This window comes from Polaromonas sp. P4_H1 (assembly GCF_056400945.1).
This window is the reverse complement of record NZ_JBFUKG010000025.1, coordinates 12,701-33,925: the sequence shown is the minus strand read 5'-3', so window position 1 is coordinate 33,925 and position 21,225 is coordinate 12,701. Positions and strand designations below refer to the sequence as shown.

Sequence of the window (21,225 nt, the reverse complement as noted above, 5' to 3'; positions counted from 1 at the left end):
CATTCAACACCCATTCAACCCCCCATTCAACACGTCCTGAAAGCTGATATGGATCAAAAAATACAAAACGTTCTGCCCGCACACCGCGATCTCTACTACGACGGGGCGTGGCACCAGCCCCGCGGCGGCTACCTGGAGACGAGCAACCCGGCTACCGGTGAAAGCCTGGGCCCCTGCGCCGAGGCCAATCAGGAGGATGTGGATGCCGCCGTGGCCGCGGCGCACAGGGCCTTTGCCGGCTGGCGCAAGACAACGCCGGCTGTCCGCGCCACTGCACTTCGCGAGATGGCGAACATCCTCAGGTCAAACGCCGAGGAGCTGGCGCTGATTGATGCGGCCAACTGCGGAAACCCGGTGCGTGAAATGATGGGCGATGCGGCAGCTGCCGCGCGCATGCTGGACCTGTCGGCCGCGCTGGCGGGAGAGGTCAAGGGCGACACCATTCCCATGGGCGAGGATGTCACCAATTTTTCAGTGCGTGAACCTTTTGGCGTATGCGGGCGCATCGTGGCCTACAACCATCCGCTCATGTTCACCGCGGGCAAGGCCGGGCCGGCGCTGGCCACCGGCAACACCGTCATCATGAAGCCTCCCTACCAGGCCCCGCTGTCGGCTTATCGGTTCATGGAACTGGTCGATGGCATTCTCCCGCCCGGTGTCCTCAACGTCCTGACCTGCGGCACCCCGGGCGCGCAGGCCCTGGTGGCCCATCCGCTGGTGCCCCGGCTGTCGCTGATCGGCAGTGTGCCGACCGGCCGCGCAATTGCCAAGGCCGGAGCTGAGCGGCTCAAGCATGTGACGCTGGAGCTGGGTGGCAAGAACGCCTGCATCATCTACCCCGATGCCGACATCGAAAAGGCCGCACGTGCTGCCGTGGACGGCATGAACTTCACCTGGTGCGGGCAATCCTGCGGGTCGACCTCGCGGCTGTTTGTGCACCAGTCCGTCTATGGCCGTGTGATGGACATCCTGCTCCAGAGAATGCAGCACTACCAACCCGGCATCCCGACCGAGATGCAGACCACCATGGGCTGCATCGTCTCGCGCGCGCAGCTCGACAAGGTGCTGGGCTATATCGAGATCGGAAAGCGGGAGGGGGCAACCCTTGCTTACGGTGGCAAGAGGCCGCAAGCGGCTGAGTTGCGCAATGGGTGTTTTGTGGAGCCCACGGTGTTCACCGGCGTAACACCCGCCATGCGGATTGCCCGCGAAGAGATCTTCGGCCCTGTCCTGTCTGTCATCCAGTGGGACGACGAGGAACAGATGTTCGACGATGTCAACGCCGTTGAGTACGGGCTGACCGGCTCGATCTGGACCACCAACCTGCGCAACGCCCACAAGGCGGCCAGCCGCATCGAGGCAGGCTACATCTGGGTCAACAAGGCCAGCACGCATTTTCTGGGGGCCTCGTTTGGGGGCTACAAACAATCGGGTATTGGCCGGGAGGAAAGTTTCGAGGAACTCCTCAGCTTCACACAGAACAAGAACGTGCATATCGCCTTCTAGTGCTGCATCCGATGGGGCGCCAGACCGTTCGATACGCCGGGCTGCCGCGTCTCCTGCCGTGGCGCGGGTGACACAAAGCCACGGGATGTTGCGCACGGTCTCAGGCCCTGAGGGCCCTGGATTGACCGACCGCCGGCTGGTGATGACATGGGCCTCCTACCGCAACCCGCTTTGACTGCAATCAGGCGGTGATCAAGAGGCAATCAAACCGCAATCGGTGGGAAATCAGTCGCGCAATCCCTTGGTCTTCTCCACTTTCGTTGCCCTGCCCACCCCATCAATCTGGGGTAGGCCGGGGCGGCAGGGCAGCGCGTGCGCGACAGGACGGCAAAACAAGAACCAGGAACGCTTCATTCCGGCTTGATATTGGCCGCCTTGGCCAGTTGCTCATAGCGCAGCTTGTCCGAGCGGATCAGCCGCGACAGGTCTGCACCGCTGCCCGCATAAGGCTCCACGCCAGCGTTGGAAAGGCGCGACTGCACGGCAGGGTCTGCCAGCACTTTTTGCACGTCGGCAACGATGCGTGTCACCACTGCCGCCGGCATGTTGGCCGGTCCCATCAGCGCGAACCAGGTGGAAAAGTCGAGTGGCTTCAGGCCCTGCTCTTCCAGCGTGGCCACGTCCGGCAGCAGTGCGTAGCGCTTTTGGCTGGCCACACCCACCACATTCAGCTTGCCTGCCTTGGCGTAGGGCGCGACCAGGTTGGCGCTGAGGATGGCCAGCGGAATCTGGCCGCCCACCACGTCCGTGACGGCTGGCGCGCAGCCCTTGTAGCCCGCGTGCACGGCGTCCAGGCCGGTCTTTTGCTTGACCAGTTCCATGACGAAGTGCATCGGTGTGCCCACGCCGCAGGAGCCGTAGCTCAGCTTGCCGGGGTTGGCCCTGGCATAGTCCTGGAGCTGCTTGAGGCTTTTCACGTTGAGGCTGGGGTGGGCGGCCAGCGCAATCGGCGTGATGCCCAGCAGCATGATGGGCGTCAGGTCTTTCTCGGGGTCGTAATTGAGTTTCACGCCCAGCCCCATGTTGACCACCATGGTGCTGTTTTGCAGCAGCAGCGTGTAGCCGTCGGCCGGCGAGCGAACCACGGCTTCCGAACCGATGTTGCCCGACGCGCCGGCGCGGTTGTCCACGGCGACGCCCTGGCCCCACAGCTGCTGCAGGCTGGCGCCCAGCTGGCGCGCCAGCGTGTCGGCACCGCCGCCGGTTCCGTAGGGAACGATGATGCGAACGGATTTGCTGGGGTAGGTGTCCGCCCGGGCAGCGGGTGCCGTGCTCAGGCAGGCCAGCGCCAGGCCGAGGATGCTGCACAGGCCCCAAGGCGATTTCAAGGTCAATTTCGATTTCGATTTCGATTTCAAATTCAAATTCAAATTCAATGCCGGTGTCATGTTCTGGTCTCCAGGTTGTAGTAGTGGGGAGTAGCTGGTGGGAAGTGGTGAGTGGTGAGTGGGGTATGGGGCGGGTGTTGGGGTGGTAGCGGCGGTGAGGGGGCGACTATGTGTCGGCGGTGCCGGCCAGCTCGTGCTGCCACAGGGCCCAGGCGCGGCCGGTCTGGCTGTCGTTGGCCGCTGCGGCCAGCGCTGCCTCGCGCTCGCTCAGGTAGGTCACCGGCCCCAGTCCCATGGCTGCGGTCTGCAGCCGGGCATTGGCTTCGGCATACACGGCCCTGTAGACCGCCTGCTCCAGCGATTTGCCGGTCACCGTGCTGCCGTGGCCGCGCATCAGCACGCAGGCGCAATCGCCCAGGGCCGTTGCCAGCGCCTGCCCGAGGGCCGGGCTGCGTATCAGCAGGTCACTGTCGCCCACGCTGTCGCGGCTGTCGAAATGCGCGGAGCCGCTGCCCAGAAAGCCGCTCATGTGGAAGACCGGGCGCAGGCGCTGGCCGGTCACGCCAAACGGAATGACGCTGGGCGAATGGCTGTGCACCACCGCCATCACATCGGGACGCGCGCGGTAGATTTCGCTGTGGATGAAGCGCTCCAGATAAGGTGCGCCGCATATTTCGCCCAGCGGATTGCCTTCGAGGTCATAGCAGCCAATGTCGGCCGCCGTCACCAGCGCCGGAGCGCGGCTGCGCGAGAGCAAAAAGGCGCCCGCGTCGGCCGGGTGCCGCGCGCTGACATGGCCAAAGCCATCCACCACGCCGCGGGCCGCCAGGATGTGGTTGGCCAGCACCAGCTGCGCCACCAGCGTCACCGGCGCCGCCAGCGCGGTCTCGGATGCTGTCATCGGGCTGCTGTTCATGCTGCCGCCGCCAACGGGGTGGCCTGGACCGCCTGCAGCTTCCAGCCGGCGGGCGTGCTCTCCCACACGGCCAGGTAGCTGCTGGCCACGTCGCGCCGGTTGCCGCCGCGCTGCACCGTGGCCTTCATCAGCGCGCTCACCAGCGCCACAGGGCCCAGCACCCGGATGACAGGCGCCACAAATTCCAGGGCCTCGTAGCGTAGTGCGCCGCTGGAAAGCTGCTCCAGGTAACTTTGCTTGCTGTCCTGCACACCCGTGGAGTGTGTGTAGGCCAGCGTGTCCGACAGCAGGTCGGCCAGCGTCAGGAGCTTGCCGTCCAGCATGGCCTGCCGCCGGGCTTCTTCAACTGCCCGCGCGCCCGCCGCTGCGGGGCTGTCTTCATTCGCGGTGGTCATGGCTTCAGCCCTGCGCCGGCTCGGCCGCAATGGCGTTGGACAAGATGCCGACCTTGCCGACTTCGACCTCGACGTGGTCGCCCGGCTTCATCCACACCGGCGGGTTGCGCTTGGCGCCGACGCCGCCCGGCGTGCCGGTCACGATCACGTCGCCCGGCTGCAGCGAGGTGAAGGTCGAGATGTATTCGATCAGCACCGGAATGCTGAAAATCATCGATGCCGTGGTGGTGCGCTGCATGACCTCGCCGTTCAGCCGCGTCTCCAGCGTCAGCTCCTCGCCATCGGCAATTTCGCCGCGCGTCACCATCCACGGGCCAAAGGCGCCGGTGGCGGTGAAGTTCTTGCCGGCGGTGAACTGGATGGTGTGCTTTTGCCAGTCGCGGATGGAGCCGTCGTTGTAGGCGCTGTAGCCGGCCACATGCGACCAGGCGTCCGCCGGGCGGATGCGCCGCCCGGCCTTGCCGATCACCACGGCAATCTCGCCTTCGTAATCGAGGTGGGTCGATTCGGTGGGCAGCACGATGGGCTGCAGGTGCCCGGTTTGCGACTCAGCCACACGGATGAAGAGCAGCGGATGCTGGGTCGGGTCTCGCTCGGTCTCGATGCGGTGCTCTTCATAGTTGTGGCCCACGCAGAAAATTTTGCCCGGTGTGGGGATCACCGGGAGGAACTGGATGTCGCCGAGGGCCACCGCGGGCGCGCCCTCCGCGGCGGCTGCCAGGTCTTCGAGCTTTCCGGCCTGCAGGGCGCTGAGCAGGGTGGGGTACTGGCTGCTGTGCAGGGGGACAATGCCGGCGCCGCTGGTCATGCCCCAGCCGGGTTGGCCCTGGTGAAGGTAGCTGATGATTTTCATGGTGTGCTTTCTGTGAGGTAAAAAATTCGGTCGCGGCCCGCGTTCAGTCCAGCGAAATATTGAGGCGCCGGATGGTGTCCCCGTAGCGCTGCGAATCGGTGCGCAGCTGCTGCAAAAACTGCTCGGTGTTGAGGAAGTAGGGCTCGTAGTACATGGCGCTGTACTTGTCTTTCACGTCCTGTTCGGACAGCACCGCCGCCACGTCTTTCTGGATTTTTTCCACCACGGCACGGGGTGTGCCCTTGGGTGCCAGCAGGGCCGTCCAGGCGCTCAGTTCAAAGCCGGCGGGGCCGCCGGACTCGGCAACCGTGGGCACATCGGGAAAGCCCGCCACCCGTTTGGGCGCGGCCACCGCCAGGTAGCGTGTCCGGCCCGCGCGCTGCATGGCGCCGGCACTGGCGGCGCTGCCAAAGGCCCAGTCGACTTCCTGGTTGCCCACCGCCACATAGAGCTGCGACATCTCCTTGTAGGGCACATGCGTCATCTTCGTGGACGTGGAGGCTTCCAGCATGGCCGCGCCAATGTGGCCGGGGCTGCCGACAAACCACGAGCCATAGTTGACCAGGCCCGGCCCGGCCTTGGCGCTCGCGACCAGGTCGCCCATGGTCTTGTAGCGGCTGCCCGCCGGCACCGTGACGAAGAAGTAGTTGCGCAGGATGGGCGTGACCGGTTCAAAGTCGCGCAGCAGTTCGTAAGGCAGTTTTTTGAAGAGAAAGGGTTGCGCCGCCATCTGGGCGTTGTCCATCTGCAGCAGCTCGTGGCCGTCGGGGCTGGCGCGCTTGATCGCTTCAATGGCCAGAAAGCCGCTGGCGCCGGGGCGGTTGTCCACGATCACCGGTTTGCCCCACAGCCTGGAGAGCTTCTCGGCCACCAGGCGCAGCGCCACCTCGGGCCCGCTGCCGGCCGGGAAGGGCGTAACGACCCGGACCGGCTTGGTGGGGAAGTCCTGCGCATGGGCGGCGGGTGCCGCGGCCAGCAGGACGGGCGGAACCAGCAGGGCCGCAAGGGTGAAAGCAAAAGTCTGGGCGGGCTTGAACAAGGCCGCAGGGGCAAGGGATGTCATGGTTTGTCTCCAGGGGGTGGGTGAAAGGCGCGGTCTATGCCGCGTTGGGCATGGGGTGGGCGTGGTGCGGTGAAAACTGACGGAGCAGCGCCTGCAGCCGGGTGGCGGCGCGCGCATCCTGGCGGTTGAAGTACGCCAGCACGTAGCGGTCGGGCCTGAGCAGCACGGCATCGGCGCCGGCGCTGCGAATGATCTTTTCCAGCGTGCCGTCGCCATCGCGCAGCACGGCATCGGGTGTGGCGCCCGGTGCGGCGACCGTGATGAAATCGTCTGCCTGCAGGACCACCTGCACGTGCCTGCAGGCCAGGCCCGAGGACGCCATGCTTTCCAGCGCGGCGCCCGCGTCGGCGCCGGCCAGCGTCAGCAACGCAAAGCCGGAGCCCAGTACATCGTCCAGCGCGGTGCGCGTGCCGCCTGGCAGCTCCACCATCGGCTGGGGCAGCAGTTGCCCGGCCGGCACCAGGGCCGGGGCGGCCTCGCCATCCGCAAAAAATCCGTCAGCAAAACGCGGCCGGGGTTTGAACTTGAGCTGCATCACATAGTCGCGCACCGGCCGGTACAGGCTGCACAGCTTGAGCGCACCCTGCGTCAGCATGGCGGCCAGCGCGGATTTGGGTTGCATGAAGGCACCGATGCGCACCGCCATGCGGATCAGCGACCAGGCATGCGGCTTGCGTTCCTGCTCATAGCTTTCCAGCACCGAGGCGGACAGCCGGCCTTGCACGACGGCCGCCAGCTTCCAGGCCAGGTTGGCCGCGTCGCGCACGCCGCTGTTCATGCCTTGTCCGGCAAACGGCGGCGTCAGGTGCGCCGCATCGCCGGCCAGAAACACGCGGCCTGATTTCCAGCGCTCGGCCACCCGCGCATGGAAGGCATACACGACCTTGCGCGTGATCGCCAGCGTGGCGTCCGCCGGCTCGCGGGCACGGATCCAGCTGCGTATGCGGGCCTCGTCCAGCATCTGCTCGGGGTCTTCACCCTCATGCAGCATGAATTCATAGCGCAGCGTGCCGGCCGGCCCGGGCAGGCGTATGGCGGGCCGCACCGGGTCACAGTAGGTGCGGGTATGGCGGAAGGCGCAGGTGCGGTCCAGCAAGTCCACAATCAGCCATTTTTCGTCGTAAGTACTGCCCGTCAGCTGGATGCCCAGCTGCTCGCGCACGCCGCTGCGCCCGCCGTCGCAGGCCACCAGCCAGTTGCAGCTGATGTGTTTTGTCTCCCCCGCATGCCTGAGTTCAAGGTGCACGGCTTCACCATCCACGCCTTCGTCCTGAAAGCGCACAAGTTCATGGCCGAACCAGATCGCCGACCCGTCAAAGCGTTGCAGCCCGTCGCGCAGCTGGCCCACCAGCACCTGCTGCCGGAAGGCGTTGCGTTTGGGAAAGCCGTGTTCCATGCCCCGCGGTTCAATGCGCGCGAACTCCTTGTTGCGCCAGGAGTAGTAGTGCACGCCATAGCCCTGCACCACCTGCGGCAGCACGTCGCGGATCAGGCCCGTGGCCTGCACCGTGCGCAGGCTCTCGTCGTCAATCGTAACTGCGCGCGGCTCGCCGACCGTGCTGGTGTTGCGCTCTATCACCAGGCTGCGGACACCCTGCACGCCCAGCAGGTTGGCCAGCATGAGCCCGGTGGGCCCGGCGCCCACAATCACGACCGGAAAGTGCGTCTCGCCTGCTAACGCGGGTAGCGGTGGCGAGAGCGATGAAAAAGGCAGTGGTGCATTCATGGGGTATCCGTTTTTTTGGTTGCGCGGGCTTTCGCACGCTGGTCTTGCAGCCGGCCTTCGATGCGGCCCGCGGTACTTTGCAATCGGGTCAGCATGGTCTTGCGCAGTGCGGCCGTGAGCGAAGCGGCCGGCAGCACGATGCTCAGGCTGCCAAGCAGGTACTCGCCGTCGCGCAAGGCCACGGCAAAGCCCACGGCGTCGGGGTCCACCTCGCCCGCGGTGATGCAGTGGCCCACCTCGCGGATGCCCCGCAACACCTTGCCGAGCTGCGCAAAGTCGTCGGGCAGACCCGCCGCCACCAGCGTCTTGCGCTCGGTGGCCCAGAGCTGCCTGAGCTGGGGTTGCGGCAGATAGGCCAGGATGATTTTTGACGTGGCGCCCCGGTACAGCGGCATGGCGCGCCCCCGGTCGTAGCTGACCGACAGGCCCGGCTGAGCCCCCGGATGGCGGTTCTTCAAGGGGCTGGCCTGGTGAATGCACATCACCTTGTTGCCGTGAAAGCGGCACAGCAGCACGATGCCGCCGGTCTCTTCCGCCAGCCGGCCCAGCAGTTCACCGGCGGCGCCCAGCAGCGGGTCGGCCAGGCGGATCTGGCGGTCCAGCTCCACCACCATGGGGCCCAGCACATAGCCGCGATCGGCCACGCGCTCCAGCATGCCCGCGCTGGCGAGCTGGCCCAGGTCGCGGTAGACGCTGGCGCGCGACACACCAAGCTGCTCGATCAGCCACTCCGGCGTGATGACAGGGCGCTCCAGGTTGAAAAACCCGAGGATGCGCAACATGCGGTTGGTGCTTGCCATGGTGTTTGTCTTTCGTGTTTGGCTCTCGCGTCTTTTTCCGGTGGCCTAGCTGCGCAAAATAGCTTTGCCCCACAGATTGAGCGTGCGCTCCTCGTGCGGCCAGAGCCCGGCAGGGCGGCCGGGTGCGCAGTGCTCTATCTCTGCTGAAATCTCGGCGAGGTTGCCGTCGGGGTCGCGTACCATGAAGAACACGTCGTTGCCCGGGCCGTGGCGGCCGATGCCCCAGACGATGGGCACCCGCAGGGCCGCCATGTGGTCGCCCCACTGTTTCATGCCGGCCCAGTCGGGTGCTTCAAACGACTGGTGGTCAAAGCAGGCGGTGGGCGCAAAAAACAGCGCCAGCGCATGGTGCAAGGCATCGGTGCGCAAAAAGCAGGCGCGCACAACGCCCTCCGCATCTTTCACCTCGTCCGACAGCACAAAGCCCAAGGGTCCGGTATAAAAATCCAGCAGGGCGGGCAGGTTGGGCGTGCGCAGCGCAAAGTGCTGCAATGCAGCGGGCGGCAACGCCGGATCAGTGCTTTCAGCCGTGATGCCCTCGCGGGATGTGAAGACCAGCAGGTTGCCGTCCGGGTCCCGCAGGGCGACGGCGGTCCGGCCGGCAAAGGCGGCGGGCAAAGCCTGGCGTGCAAGGCCTTGCGTGCGGGCGTCAAACGACTCCCATGCACGGGTGCTGCTCAGGGCAAAGTGCGCATACCTGAGCTGGTTGGCGGGGCCTGCCGACAGCTGCACCTCGCGTCCCGGGCCGCGGCACAGGTAGCCGTCGGTGCCGGGCTCCAGCGTCATGCCGTAGGTGGCGCTGTAGAAACGGGCGGCCCGCAGCGGGTCAGGCGAATAAAGGTGAATGCATTGCAGTGCGGCTTGCAGTTCCATGATGGCGGCTTGTGTGATGAATCGGTGCCATCACTGTCGCCGGGGTGGGAAAAGCTGTCAAACAAAAATCTCAACAGGTGAGACTGGAGCCATATTTTGTCGGCAGTCCTCCGGCACGATCTCCCGCAGAATTGCTATCTTTTCAGGAGCTTCTTGCCCTTGTCCTTATTGGATAGAAAGGCTGATTGGAGCCCATTCCAGGAGGGATCAGACTGGCTGCACGGCGCCACTGCACGCGCGTCAGACATTCCTTACCGGCGATAGGCCTGCAGGCCGTCAGGGGCGCAATAGTCCGCCCTCTACCGTTTGAGCGTCTCGCGTAGCACCATGAGTCTGCAATAAGGTACAGACGCTATTCATGTTGTGCTTTAAGAAGCGACAGCATCATTATTTTCGAGCTGATCCAGTCTGTTGCACTCATCTTTGACTTGCGCGCGCGTTTTGTAACCGGCGCCAACAAACGCGATCATATTGATTAGCAACCATGAAACCCATTGGCTTAGGTCGGATACATCGCGTTCAGACACGTGCGAATACCACGCTGAGTGAACCGCGTCTGACCGCAAGTCATACAGCGCCTTTATTCGTTTTTTGATTGAGGCGTACTCGGACTGCGGAATAAATCGAAAGCTCCCATAGACAAGTACGCTTGTGAGACCAGCGGATACCGACTTCGTGATATCTTCCTTCCCCAAGGAAAAGAAGACCTCGACACAACTCCAATACTTGATCAGCTTCATCACATGAACGGAATCTCGTTGTGCCTCGGAGTACCAATAAACGCACTTGACGATTGCGTCTTCCAATTCGCTCCTGTTGGTGTTCTCAAAAATCGCAAATGCTTGATCAAAGACATTTGCGGTGGAAAACTCTTCTACCAAAGCTTGGTCTATCTTGAAAAGTTGGGAGCTTTGAAAGCTGTATGTCGTTCTCAATTCCATTTCGTTTTCGTTCCATGAAAACCAAATGGCCCTCCCATCGTGTCCTTGTTCAGGGGACATAACGATTCCAATGCGGAATGCCGTTGCCCCGTTGACATAAGTTGACGCCGCGGATATTGCGAGCATACCCACCGCAAGTTCTGCTTGATGGCGAAAATTCTGCCTGGCCATCCGCTCAGTGCCAACTGCTGATCCAACTAACCAAAATCTGGATTCAGTTGCATCAATCGACTTGCCGACATCAGTGTGCGCATGTTTTACTCCTGAAGCATCAAGATAGGCGGCTGTTAATTTAATTAACTTCATCGATCCAAGATCGAGTGAGTCGATGCCGCTCAGCTCAATGCCAAAAATAGGTACAGCAAACGTATGTAACGAAATTTTCAAGGCAAGTTTGTCGCTGATCAGCTGAATGGCTTCTAAAGAATTTTCCGGCATTAGATTTTTTGCCAATAACTCTTGAAATGTGGTTATCCAGGCAGACCAGATGTCAGAGTACGCGGCACGGCCTTCGAATAGCTTGCTCGAGTCAATAATTGAAACTATCGTTCTGACCGCCGTCATCCCGACATCTGAAAGAAACCACATTCGGTTTCGATCCACTTGAATTTTTCGCGACAGACTGTCGTCTTTGCCGAGACGATCTTTGATTAACTCCAGTCGTACAAACGCCGAAGGCTTAAAAAGTTTCGAAAGTGCGTCATCAATGATGCGATGGTTTTTCTTTCCCATTTCAAAGGAATTGCTCTTCGCTTTGCTGCTGGTCTTATTCTCGATACTCACTTTTTAGTCCTTGAATTTCTCTTGACGTTTTGTGATCTTGTTTCGTTACCGAAGATATCGATCGCGCAGGACTAGGGGGCGATAGCTATTTGGATTTCTTTTTTTCTAATCAGCCATGCCATGGATGACGCGTACGCTCCAACCCTGTGCATTCTCTGTTTTTCATACTCAAAGCCTGCGAGAAGGCTTTGGGTATGTTTTGTGCATCAGTTAGATCATGCCGTGTCTCCGTGAATGGTTGTTTCCATGCAGGGGGCGCAGGGCGCTCACACCGCAGCCAGGCTGCTCCGTTTGCTGCGCCGCGCGCGCAGGTGCACCACCTTCCACCAGGCCGGCAACAGGCTTTGAATTTCGGGCCGGGTGAAGCGGTCATCCATCAGGTAGACCACGCCGCGGTCCGAGGTGGTGCGGATCACCCTTCCTGCCGCCTGCACCACTTTTTGCAAACCGGGGTAGAGATAGGTGTAGTCATAACTCTGGCTGGCGCCAAAGTTGGCGCCCATGCGCTCCCTGATCTGCTCGTTCACCGGGTTGACTTGCGGCAGGCCCAGCGTGGCGATGAAGGCGCCTATCAGCCGGTCGCCCGGCAGGTCTATGCCTTCGGCAAACGAGCCGCCCAGCACGGCAAAACCAATGCCCATGGACGTCGGCGTGAAGCGTGCCAGAAACGCATCACGCGCGGCTTCCTCCATGCCGCGCGTCTGCTCCCACATGGGGATATGCGGGTAGCGCTGCCTGAACAGCACGGCCAGTTTTTGCAGGTAGTCGTAGCTGCTCAGAAACGCCAGGTAGTTGCCGGGCTGGCCTTCATATTGCCGCGCCATCAGGTCCACGATGGGTGACAGCGAATCGTCGCGGTGCTGGTAGCGGGTCGAAATATCGCTGACCGCATGGACCGCGAGCTGTTCGGCCAGGAAGGGCGACTGCACATCGGTCCAGGCCGTGCCGACGGGCAGGCCCAGGGTGTCGGTGTAGTAGTTTTGCGGGCTCAGCGTGGCCGAAAACAGGGCCACCGACTGCGCCGCCGCAAAGCGGGGCGCCAGGAAGGGCGCCGGCACCACATTGCGAATGTTCAGCTGGGCCGTGTCCGGGCCCGCCTGCAGGGCATTTTGTTCGCCGGTCTCCTGGCGCAGCGTCACGTCAAACACCGAGTGTTCGCCAAACGCATCGGCCATGCGGGAGAAGTGCAGGGCCTCAAAGTAAAAATCCTGCAAGGCGCTGTCTACCCGGGTCGGGTTGGCCAGCAAGAAGTCCGTGATGTGGGTGAGGGCCTGCTGCAACACCTTGAGAAAGCTGGTGGGCAGCTCGGGGTAGACCTGATAGGTCTCCAGCTGCGTCTGGTGCAGTTCATGCAGGCTTTTGTTCAGCCGCTCCAGCGAAGCCCGGACGGCCCTGGGTGCCAGGGCGTGCACCTGCTGCAGCTGGGCCTGGTCCAGCAGGGCCGAGTACATTTTTCGCCCGCGCTCCACCATGTTGTGCGCTTCGTCCACCAGCACGCTCACGCGCCACTGGTTGGTGCTGGCCAGGCTATGCAGGAGCGCGCTGGTGTCAAAGTAATAGTTGTAGTCGCCCACCACCACATCCGACCAGGTGACCAGCTCCTGGCTCAGGTAATAGGGGCAGACCTGGTGCGCCAGCGCGACTGCGCGCAGGGCGCTCTTGTCCAGCATGCCATGCGCGGCCGCATGGCCCACCGCGGCGCTGCGCGCCTGCGGCAGGCGGTCGTAAAAACCTTTGGCCAATGGGCATGAGTCGCCGTGACAGGCCTTGTCGGGGTGCTCGCAGGCCTTGTCGCGTGCCACCAGTTCCAGCACGCGCAGCGGTAGGTGCCGTGGCAAGGGCGTGGCCTGTGCTGGTGGGTTGCCGGTCCCACCCGCGCTGTCGGCGCTGCTGGCCCGGATGCGTTCCAGCGCATCCAGCGCGAGTTTGCGGCCCGGGGTCTTGGCCGCCAGAAAAAACAGCTTGTCGAGTTGCTGCCCCGGGACCGCCTTGAGCAGCGGGAAAACCGTGCCCATGGTCTTGCCGATGCCGGTGGGAGCCTGCGCCATCAGGCAGGTGCCGGCCTGGGCTGTTTTGTACACGGCCCCGGCCAGCGCGCGTTGCCCGGGCCGAAAGTCGGGGTGCGGAAACTCCAGGGCCTTCAGGGCCGCATCACGCGCTTCACGGTGCGCCAGTTCCTGGTTGGCCCAGGCCAGGAAGCGCTCGCATTGCGCTTCAAAATACTGTTTCAGCGAGGCGGCCGAAAATTGCTCGGTGAGCGGTGTTTCCTGCAGGCTGGCAACGTCAAAGTAGACCAGCGTCAGGTTGATGTCGGAGAGGTTTTTTTCAGCGCACAGCAGCCAGCCGTAAATCTTCAGCTGCGCCCAGTGCAGCTGCCGGCGGTTTTCGGCCATCGCATGCAGGTCGCCGCGAAAGGTTTTCACTTCTTCGAGCTGGTTGAGCACCGGGTCATAGCCGTCAGCCCGGCCGCGCACTGTCAGGGTCTTGTAGTCGCCTTGCAGGCTCACTTCCGCCTGGTAGGACTCACCGCGCCGCGATGCCACCAGCGCATGGCCGGCCATGCCTTCCTGCGCGGAAGGCGACGGCGTAAAGCGCAGGTCGAGGTCACCGTGCTTGGCCGTGAACGCGCACAGGGCCCTGACGGCTACAAGGTATTTCAATCGGGGCTCGCTTGGGCGGTGGGTTGTATCATTTCAGAGGGGAAGGCCCATGGTAGCCATGGTAGTACAGTCACGGGCGGTGACTGTTCAGGCGCGGGTAACACTGCATTAGCGCACCCGCCATTTACCCGCGCACCCAGGCCGTCTACAGTCTGCCTATGGAGCCTTATGGGCCCTCATGGGTTCCTATGGGCCCGGCGGTGTGACCTGCGTTGCCACCTCCAACCCGCAACCGGACAGCATTGAATTTATGAACCAGATTATCCTGTGGCTGGAGCAATACGGCCTGGCCGCCGTCTTCCTGAATATCGGGCTGGAACAGCTCGGTCTGCCCATTCCGGCCTACCCGGTGCTGATCCTGACGGGCGCACTGAGCTTTACCGGCCAGTACTCGGCAGGGGGCCTGCTTTTCACGGCCGTGCTGGCCTGCCTGATTGCCGACAGCGTGTGGTGCTGGGCCGGCCACCACTATGGCGGCCGTGTGCTGAAAACCCTGTGCCGCATTTCCCTCTCACCCGACTCCTGCGTGCGGCAGACCGAGTCGATCTTCACGCGCTGGGGTGCCAAATCGCTGATCCTGGCCAAGTTCATTCCGGGCTTTGCCTCGCTGGCGACGGCGTTGGCCGGCAGAACCGGCGTGCCTTTTGGCCGCTTCATTTTCTTTGATGCGATTGGCTCCGTTCTGTACGCCAGCGGCGGCCTGGCCATCGGCCTGGTGTTCCACGATGCGGTGGCGGATGTGTTGCTGGTCTTCGAGCAACTGGGTCGCATCGGGGTGGTGGTGGTGCTGCTCTGCTTCGGCCTGTTTCTGGCGCACAAATGGTGGCAACGCCAGCGCCTGTACCGTCAACTGCGCATGGCCCGTATTTCACCCCATCAGTTGCAGCAGTGGACACAGGACAACAAGCCCACTGTGATCCTGGATGTACGCACGGAGCTGAGCCGTGCCGGCGGCGGCATCATTCCCGGTGCGCTGGTCTGGTCGGACCTGGATCGCAAGATGGCCTCGCTCGATCTGCCGCACGACGCGCATGTGGTGGTGTACTGCGCCTGTCCCAACGATGCGTCTGCCGCCCAGGTCGCCAAGCGCCTGATGGCTGCGGGCTTCAGCAATGTCCGCCCGCTTCACGGCGGCATCGATGCCTGGGAAGCAGCGGGATTTCCACTGGAGTACCCCAGCGGGCTTGAGCCCGCCGAGGTGGTGAAACCGTAGTGCCTGAAACCGCAATGCTTGAAACCGTAATACCTTGAACGGGAGCGGGCAGGACTTTACTGGGGCTTTCTGCCGTTCAATGCGCTTTCAAATTCCTCGCGTGAAAGAAATCCGTCGCGGTTGGTGTCGGCTTCGTCAAAGTGTCTCGCCACGCCGCGAAAACCGGCCGCTTCGTCGCGGCTGACCTTGCCATCCTTGTTGGCATCCATGTAGCTGAATGCCATCGCCATGTCCTTGGCTGCGTATTTGGGCGCCGCCGGGCTGGGTGCCGCCTGCGCAGGGGCCGCGGCGTCGGGCTCGGGCGTCTGGGCTTGCGCGCGCATGGCCAGCAGCGCGCCAGCAGCGGTCAGCGTCAGCATCATGGCGGTGGCATAAAGCCAGGACCTGTGAGATGCAGAAGCGACGCGCGAAGACATCCTCCGCGAGATCTGTTTTGCAGTAAAGGGCTTGGCGTTAAGGGTCTTGAGGGTCTTAAGGGTCATGGGTTGGCTGCTGAATGTTTGGAATGTTTTGGAGTGTTTTGAAATATTGTTGCTCAAGTTCAGGTAGAGCCATGACGAACATTGAACACCAACAGGTGCCCATGTGCCAGTACGCTTGCAGGGTGTTTCGCCGCTTTACATTCGGGCGTGCGGCGGACACATATCTTTGCTTCATGCCGCGTCATCTCCTGCGTGAACCCCTCGCATGGACCTCCATATGCGGCCCAATGGTGCCACGAAGCCTTCTCCGCACCCGAAGTGTGGCCTTCCAGCAGGCCGTCCCCTGGGCCGCGCGCAAGTGGTCTGCAAGTAGGTCTGCAAGTAGCCTGCATTTGGTCCGCAGCTCAGATCGCAAATTTCAGGAAGATCGCGCAGTGGTCCGAGGCCACGTTGTGGCTGGACACCTCCTTGAAGCGTTCAAACTGGAAATCAATCAGTAGCGCATCGGGGTCGTCCTCGATGGCCTCCACCCCCACCTGCTTGGGCAGGTAGCCGCCATCGACTTTCTTCGATTCAGCCCGAAAGCCGATGCCACGCCGCTCGATCGAAATCCCATTCTTCTTCAGCTTGCCGGCGAGGGCGGGGGACAGCAACACATGGTCCAGTTGCGACACACTGTTTTTCGCTTTCCAGTAATGCGTCCACCGCTCCTCTGGCGCCAGCATGGCCAGCGCATCCACCAGGCCCGACTTCAGGCAGAGCCGGGAGAGCTGTGGTGCCAGCGGCGTGTCGTTCAAATCACCGAGCACGGCGAAATAGTCTGACGTGAAGGCCGCGCCGGGAAACCGGGTCTTCAACAGCTTGGCCACGGTTTCGGCCTGGAGCTGGCGCCTCTGGTTGGCTGCGGCGCGCTCCCTGTTGCGGGCTTCTTCATTGGCCCCCAGCGCCAGCTTGGACTTGAAATGGTTGATGAACAAGGTGACGAACGCGGTCTTTTTGACGCGCAGCCGGACCTCCAGGCAGTCGCGGCTGAAGATGTATTTGCCGGCGGCCGTGTCGTCCACATGGGTGGCAATGCTGTCCAGCGGGTATTTCGACAAAATGCCCACATCAATCTGCCGCAAGTCGCGCGAGTCCAGCACCACGGCATACGGATAAGCCGCCGCCAGGAACCGCTCATTGAACTCGCGCAATGCAATCAGGCTCTCCACTTCCTGTATGCACACCACGTCGGGTAGCACGGTATTGCCCTGGGTGATGGCCAGCGCTGCCAGCTTGCGCTGCTCGGCGTTGAAGACCTCGAAGGCGCCCTTCTGGTAGAGCGGCAAATAGCCCACATTGGGGCTAGTTACCTGGCTCTTGCCACCCTGGTCGCCCGGAAATGTTTTACCGAACTTGTAGCGCACAAACAGGTTGTTGACGTTGAAGTTGCACAGCAGCATGGCACGCCCCCCGAGTGGATGAAGGCGCAGTTTATCCAGCGGGGCTGCGTGGCGCATCCTCCAATTGCAGCATGTCCGCCGGCGGGCCAGCAGGTCGGCATTATTTCCCACTGACGAATACACAAAGAAACAGATTTCTCCGCCTTGACGGGTTGACAAGGCGCGTGACTCGTCTAATACTAATCCATATGGTTAAGTATCAAGACAATGTAGACGATGTACTCAACACCGTGTTTGCCGCGCTGGCCGACCCGACGCGCCGCAAAGTGCTGCAAACCCTGGAGCAGGGAAGCCTTTCGGTGGGTCAGCTGGCAGAGCCGCATGGCATGTCCCTGCCCGGGTTCATGAAGCACCTGCGCGTGCTGGAAACCGCGGGGCTGGTGACCCGTGCCAAGGACGGGCGGGTCGTCAACCTGGCCCTGTTGCCGGAGCCCATGCAGGAGGCCGCCATGTGGCTGTCCCGTTACGAGAAATTCTGGTCCGATCGCCTGGATGCGTTGGGCCGCTACCTGTATCAGCAAGAGGAGTTAAACCCCCCATGGAAAACAGTAAAAACAGCGACGGCGGCCAAGGAAGTCAAGGCAGCCAAGGTGGTGAAGCCAGCAGCACCCAGGAGCGGCCGTCCGTCAACTTCACCCGGCACTACAAGGCCTCGCCCGAAAAAGTCTGGCGGGCCTGGACCGACCCGCAAGCATTAGCCCGCTGGTTCGGGCCCGACCCCGAAAGTGTGGTTTCGGTGGCCGACCTCGACGTGCGCGTCGGCGGCCGGTACCACATCCGGTTTGGCGCGCCCGGCGGCGAGGTGCATGACGTGAGCGGCGTGTACCAGGTAGTGGTGCCCTCCGAGAAGCTGGTCTTCAGCTGGGCCTGGAAGAGCACGCCCGAGCGGGTGTCGCAGGTCACTGTGATGCTGCGGCCCTGGGACGGCGGTTGCGAACTCACGTTTGTGCACGAAATGTTCTACGACCAGGCCGCGCGCGATAGCCACAACCAGGGCTGGACGGGGGCCTTCGCCAAACTCGACCTTCTTTTCACCTGATATGCCAATCCACAGGAGATCATCATGCTCGCAAACAGAAACGCCATGGCCACCATTGCTGTCAAGGACATCGACGTGGCCCGCAAGTTCTACGGAGGCACGCTGGGCCTTCAGCCCCTGGAGAGTTCGGAAAAAGGCGTGCTCGTCTACCAGAGCGGCGGCGCTGCCGTGATTGTGTATGCCTCACTCTATGCCGGTACCAATCAGGCTACGTCGGCTACCTGGAGTGTGGGCGACGAGTTCGACAGCGTCATGCGGGCACTGAAGGCCAAGGGCGTGGTGTTTGAACACTACGACCTGCCCGGGTTGACGCGGCAGGGCGATGCCCATGTTGCCGGCACCTTCAAGGGCGCCTGGTTCAAGGACCCGGACGGCAACATCCTTCACATCGTCAATCGCTGACCCGCCGGCCTTTTCACGTCCGGCCCAACTTTCAAGGAGTGCACCCGTGAACGCAAATCCCGCCATCCACGCCATCGTGTCGCCCGAAGAATGGGTCGCAGCCCGGCAGCACCTGCTTGCCCGGGAAAAGGAGTTCACCGCCCAGCGCGATCTGCTGAACGCCGAGCGGCGCAGGTTGCCGTGGGTGAAGGTCGACAAGCCCTACGTGTTTGAGGGCCCCCAGGGCAGGCAGACCCTGGCCGACCTGTTTGAAGGGCGCAGCCAGCTGATCATTTACCACTTCATGTTCGGCCCGGGCTGGAAGGAAGGCTGCCCCAGCTGTTCGTTGCTGGCCGACCATCTGGACGGCGTGTTGACGCACATAGCGCAGCGCGACATCACCGTGGCTGTCGTGTCGCATGCGCCGCTGGCCGACCTGGCCGCCTTCAGGCTGCGCATGGGCTGGCGCTTCAAGTGGCTGTCGTCATACGCGAGCGACTTCAATCGCGACTACCACGTCTCCTTCACCAATGAGGAGCTGGCCCGGGGCAAGGTGTATTACAACTACCGCATGACGGAAGGATTTGACGAACTGCCGGGCGCCAGCGTGTTTTGCAAAGACGACCAGAGCAACATCTTTCACACCTACTCCACCTACGCGCGCGGCCTCGAGCTGCTGCTGGGAACCTACAGCTGGATAGACCTCACCCCCCAGGGTCGCAATGAAGACAGCTTGCCTTTCACCATGGCGTGGGTGCGCCACCACGACAAATATGACAACTATGAAGGGGCGCCCAAGCCGGCCGCGCAGGCTGCCTCCAGTTGCTGCCATGCGGAGGCCGGCGCCATATGAGACCCAAGCATCCGCCCCGCTGAAGTCCCCGTACGCCGCTCAGAGTTTCGACCAGCCGGAATAGGTGACCAGATCGGGGTGCGGTGAATCGCCGAACAGTTCGCGCAGGGCGATACACAACTCGCTGAGGTCATGGGTCTTGCTCATCACCAGGGCCGCCCCCGCCTCGAGAGCGCTGGCCCTCAGCGCGTCATCCACGTAGCCCGACATAATGATCACCGGCAGGTCTGCGCGCAGCCGCTTGATTTGCTTGAGCAATTCAATACCGGAATAGCCTTGCAACCGGTAGTCGGTGACCACCGCATCACATCCGGACGGATCCGCCTTAAGGGCTGGCAGGGCGTCCCGGCCGCTTTCATAGCAGGTGACCCGAAAGCCGGCATCGGGCAGTGCCTCGCTGACCAGGCCCCGCATGGCTTGATAGTCGTCCACATAGACGATGTGCTTGAGGTCGGAGTGCAAGGTGTCGACTGCCGGGGTTTCCCTGGGCAGTGCGGTGGGAAGGTAAATATCAAAAGCGGTTCCCCGGCCCGGCTCCGGGGACGAGGTGATCATGCCGTGGTGCTGGGCGATGATGTTGCTGATCTCCACCAGCGGGAGCCGGCGCGCGCTTGCGGGCCTGTCGTCAACGAGCGTAGGCGCCGGCATCAGCGTGTGGGCGGGGCCTGTGGTCACCCGGCTGTTGTTGCTGACAACCAGCCGTACGTAACGCCTGGGCGGCAGCCCGCCCTGCAATTTGCCCGCGTCGGGGTCCAGCACAACGTCGTCCAGCAGCACCTCGCTCATCTCCACCACGATTCTTGTTGCCAGGCCAACCATGGAGTGCCATGCCACGATGAACACACTCACCAGCGCCTGCTCCAGCCGGTCTGCATGCGCGCGCACCTGGGGATGTTCATGAGCCATTTCAACCGCAAGCTCGACCTCCCCCGGCAGCAGGGCGCGAAAGCGCTGCAGGGCATGCGTCACGATGGGCTCAAGCCCTTGATTGACCGGCCCTGCGGATTGCGGAAGGTCAGGATGCACGGAAGCCTTTTCCAGTGACCATGCTAGGTGGTGTCTTTCTGCGGCGACCGCAAGTGCTGGCAGCTTATTTCGCCTCGATCCCTCGCGCGCCAGGATGACAGCGTAGAACTTTTGGCTAAAGGCGTCAATGATCGCCTACCAGCTTGCCTTGAGCGCACGCCAAAACAACAAATGCCAAAACCAAAACCAAATACACAAACGAAAACAAAAAACGCCCCGGCCTCAATCAAAGCGTGCGACGAAGCGCTTCAAAGAAAAGCTCGGACTGCAAACGCTCGCCCATGGTGTCCCCGGCCACGCGCTCGACAATCTCCGCATCGACCGGCACAAGGGGCCTGCCGGTGGACTGTGCCAGCACCTGCACCATGCAGGCCCGCTCCAGGTAATACAGGTCGTCGTACGCGTGGTCCATGCGCGCGCCGCAAACGACCACGCCATGGTTGCCCAGAAATACCACGTCCGCCCCCTGCATCGCCTTGGCAATGCGCAGGCCCTCGGTAGCGTCCAGCGCCAGGCCGTTGTAATTCGCATCAATGGCTACCCGGCCGTGAAAGCGCATCGCGTTTTGCGACAGCGTGGTGTCCAGTCCGCGGTCGGACGTCAGCGTCAGGGCCGTGGCGTAAGGCATGTGGGTGTGCAGCACGCAGGCCTTGCGGGCATGGCCGTGAATGGCGCCGTGGATGAACATGGCCGTGGGCTCCACCTCATGCCGGCCCGCCAGCTTGTTGCCCTCCACATCAATCATCACGATATCGTCCGCGCCGATCTCGCTCCAGAGCAGGCCGCGCGGGTTCAGCAAAAAGCGGTCCGAGCCGTCCGGCAACTCCACGCTGAAGTGATTGCAGACACCTTCGGCCAGCCCATGCCGCGCGGCGGCGCGCAAGGCCAGGGCGAGGTCGCTGCGCAGCTGGTATGCCGCCTCAAAATCTTTCTGGTGTGAATCGGCGTGGGGCATGAGCGGGTCTTTCTGTAATTCAAACGAACTCAAATGAATTCAATTAATTC

The 21,225-nt window shown here is 62.5% G+C and carries 19 protein-coding genes and 1 pseudogene; 6 read left to right on the top strand and 14 right to left on the bottom strand.

What is annotated here, in order from left to right:
* Positions 1 to 48 precede the first annotated feature (48 nt).
* Positions 49 to 1,506, top strand: a complete 1,458-nt coding sequence (locus AC1DS5_RS23655; protein ID WP_477720695.1) for an aldehyde dehydrogenase family protein — start codon at positions 49 to 51, stop codon at positions 1,504 to 1,506.
* Between the two features lie 350 nt (positions 1,507 to 1,856).
* Here the strand turns inward: AC1DS5_RS23655 and AC1DS5_RS23650 are convergent, their stop codons facing one another.
* From AC1DS5_RS23650 to AC1DS5_RS23605, 10 genes are all read right to left on the bottom strand, one after another.
* Positions 1,857 to 2,834, bottom strand: a complete 978-nt coding sequence (locus AC1DS5_RS23650; RefSeq protein ID WP_477720694.1) for a Bug family tripartite tricarboxylate transporter substrate binding protein — start codon at positions 2,832 to 2,834, stop codon at positions 1,857 to 1,859.
* A gap of 166 nt (positions 2,835 to 3,000) precedes the next feature.
* Positions 3,001 to 3,750, bottom strand: a complete 750-nt coding sequence (locus tag AC1DS5_RS23645) for a class II aldolase/adducin family protein (protein ID WP_477720693.1) — start codon at positions 3,748 to 3,750, stop codon at positions 3,001 to 3,003.
* On the bottom strand, positions 3,747 to 4,145 hold the full coding sequence (locus tag AC1DS5_RS23640) for a nuclear transport factor 2 family protein (protein ID WP_477720692.1): 399 nt from the start codon (positions 4,143 to 4,145) through the stop codon (positions 3,747 to 3,749). The genes AC1DS5_RS23645 and AC1DS5_RS23640 overlap by 4 nt, the downstream gene beginning before the upstream one ends.
* A 4-nt stretch (positions 4,146 to 4,149) precedes the next feature.
* Complete coding sequence (locus tag AC1DS5_RS23635) at positions 4,150 to 4,998, bottom strand: fumarylacetoacetate hydrolase family protein (protein ID WP_477720691.1); 849 nt, start codon at positions 4,996 to 4,998, stop codon at positions 4,150 to 4,152.
* A gap of 43 nt (positions 4,999 to 5,041) precedes the next feature.
* Positions 5,042 to 6,061 (bottom strand): Bug family tripartite tricarboxylate transporter substrate binding protein, encoded by a 1,020-nt coding sequence (locus AC1DS5_RS23630; RefSeq protein WP_477720690.1) that lies wholly within the window; start codon positions 6,059 to 6,061, stop codon positions 5,042 to 5,044.
* Positions 6,062 to 6,095: 34 nt separating this feature from the next.
* The gene (locus AC1DS5_RS23625; protein ID WP_477720689.1) at positions 6,096 to 7,787 is read right to left on the bottom strand and encodes a bifunctional 3-(3-hydroxy-phenyl)propionate/3-hydroxycinnamic acid hydroxylase; all 1,692 of its coding nucleotides are present in this window, start codon (positions 7,785 to 7,787) and stop codon (positions 6,096 to 6,098) included.
* Entirely contained in the window at positions 7,784 to 8,587 is an 804-nt protein-coding gene (locus tag AC1DS5_RS23620; RefSeq protein WP_477720688.1) for an IclR family transcriptional regulator, read from the bottom strand. The genes AC1DS5_RS23625 and AC1DS5_RS23620 overlap by 4 nt, the downstream gene beginning before the upstream one ends.
* Positions 8,588 to 8,632: 45 nt before the next feature.
* Positions 8,633 to 9,460 carry a VOC family protein gene (locus AC1DS5_RS23615; RefSeq protein ID WP_477720687.1) on the bottom strand — a complete coding sequence of 276 codons (828 nt, stop codon included), beginning with the start codon at positions 9,458 to 9,460 and terminating at the stop codon, positions 8,633 to 8,635.
* Positions 9,461 to 9,828: 368 nt separating this feature from the next.
* Positions 9,829 to 11,184, bottom strand: coding sequence for a hypothetical protein (locus AC1DS5_RS23610; RefSeq protein ID WP_477720686.1), 1,356 nt, complete (start codon positions 11,182 to 11,184; stop codon positions 9,829 to 9,831).
* Between the two features lie 266 nt (positions 11,185 to 11,450).
* Positions 11,451 to 13,844, bottom strand: a complete 2,394-nt coding sequence (locus tag AC1DS5_RS23605; protein WP_477720685.1) for an ATP-dependent DNA helicase — start codon at positions 13,842 to 13,844, stop codon at positions 11,451 to 11,453.
* Positions 13,845 to 14,094: 250 nt separating this feature from the next.
* Between AC1DS5_RS23605 and AC1DS5_RS23600 the strand changes: the two genes are divergently transcribed.
* Positions 14,095 to 15,057, top strand: coding sequence for a rhodanese-like domain-containing protein (locus AC1DS5_RS23600; RefSeq protein WP_477720684.1), 963 nt, complete (start codon positions 14,095 to 14,097; stop codon positions 15,055 to 15,057).
* A 56-nt stretch (positions 15,058 to 15,113) separates the two neighbouring features.
* Here AC1DS5_RS23600 and AC1DS5_RS23595 read toward each other — a convergent pair whose 3' ends face one another.
* Both AC1DS5_RS23595 and AC1DS5_RS23590 read right to left on the bottom strand, forming a co-directional pair.
* Entirely contained in the window at positions 15,114 to 15,539 is a 426-nt protein-coding gene (locus AC1DS5_RS23595; protein ID WP_477720683.1) for an EF-hand domain-containing protein, read from the bottom strand.
* A 344-nt stretch (positions 15,540 to 15,883) separates the two neighbouring features.
* A complete protein-coding gene (locus AC1DS5_RS23590; protein ID WP_477720682.1) occupies positions 15,884 to 16,978 on the bottom strand; it encodes an endonuclease/exonuclease/phosphatase family protein in 1,095 nt (364 codons plus the stop codon).
* A gap of 131 nt (positions 16,979 to 17,109) precedes the next feature.
* Here AC1DS5_RS23590 and AC1DS5_RS23585 point away from each other — a divergent pair, with 131 nt between their 5' ends.
* The 4 genes and pseudogenes from AC1DS5_RS23585 (at position 17,110) to AC1DS5_RS23570 (ending at position 19,194) form a co-directional block, all read left to right on the top strand.
* Positions 17,110 to 17,619, top strand: a complete 510-nt coding sequence (locus tag AC1DS5_RS23585; protein ID WP_477720681.1) for an ArsR/SmtB family transcription factor — start codon at positions 17,110 to 17,112, stop codon at positions 17,617 to 17,619.
* A gap of 8 nt (positions 17,620 to 17,627) precedes the next feature.
* Positions 17,628 to 17,960: pseudogene (locus AC1DS5_RS23580) on the top strand (SRPBCC family protein); the annotation flags it as partial.
* Between the two features lie 24 nt (positions 17,961 to 17,984).
* Positions 17,985 to 18,362 (top strand): VOC family protein, encoded by a 378-nt coding sequence (locus tag AC1DS5_RS23575; RefSeq protein WP_477720680.1) that lies wholly within the window; start codon positions 17,985 to 17,987, stop codon positions 18,360 to 18,362.
* Between the two features lie 46 nt (positions 18,363 to 18,408).
* Positions 18,409 to 19,194, top strand: coding sequence for a DUF899 domain-containing protein (locus tag AC1DS5_RS23570; RefSeq protein WP_477720679.1), 786 nt, complete (start codon positions 18,409 to 18,411; stop codon positions 19,192 to 19,194).
* A 39-nt stretch (positions 19,195 to 19,233) separates the two neighbouring features.
* On the opposite strand, the gene AC1DS5_RS23565 is transcribed toward AC1DS5_RS23570, so the two are convergent.
* The gene (locus AC1DS5_RS23565) at positions 19,234 to 20,220 is read right to left on the bottom strand and encodes a response regulator (protein ID WP_477720678.1); all 987 of its coding nucleotides are present in this window, start codon (positions 20,218 to 20,220) and stop codon (positions 19,234 to 19,236) included.
* A gap of 226 nt (positions 20,221 to 20,446) precedes the next feature.
* Positions 20,447 to 21,175 carry an aldolase gene (locus AC1DS5_RS23560; protein ID WP_477720677.1) on the bottom strand — a complete coding sequence of 243 codons (729 nt, stop codon included), beginning with the start codon at positions 21,173 to 21,175 and terminating at the stop codon, positions 20,447 to 20,449.
* Positions 21,176 to 21,225 lie beyond the last annotated feature (50 nt).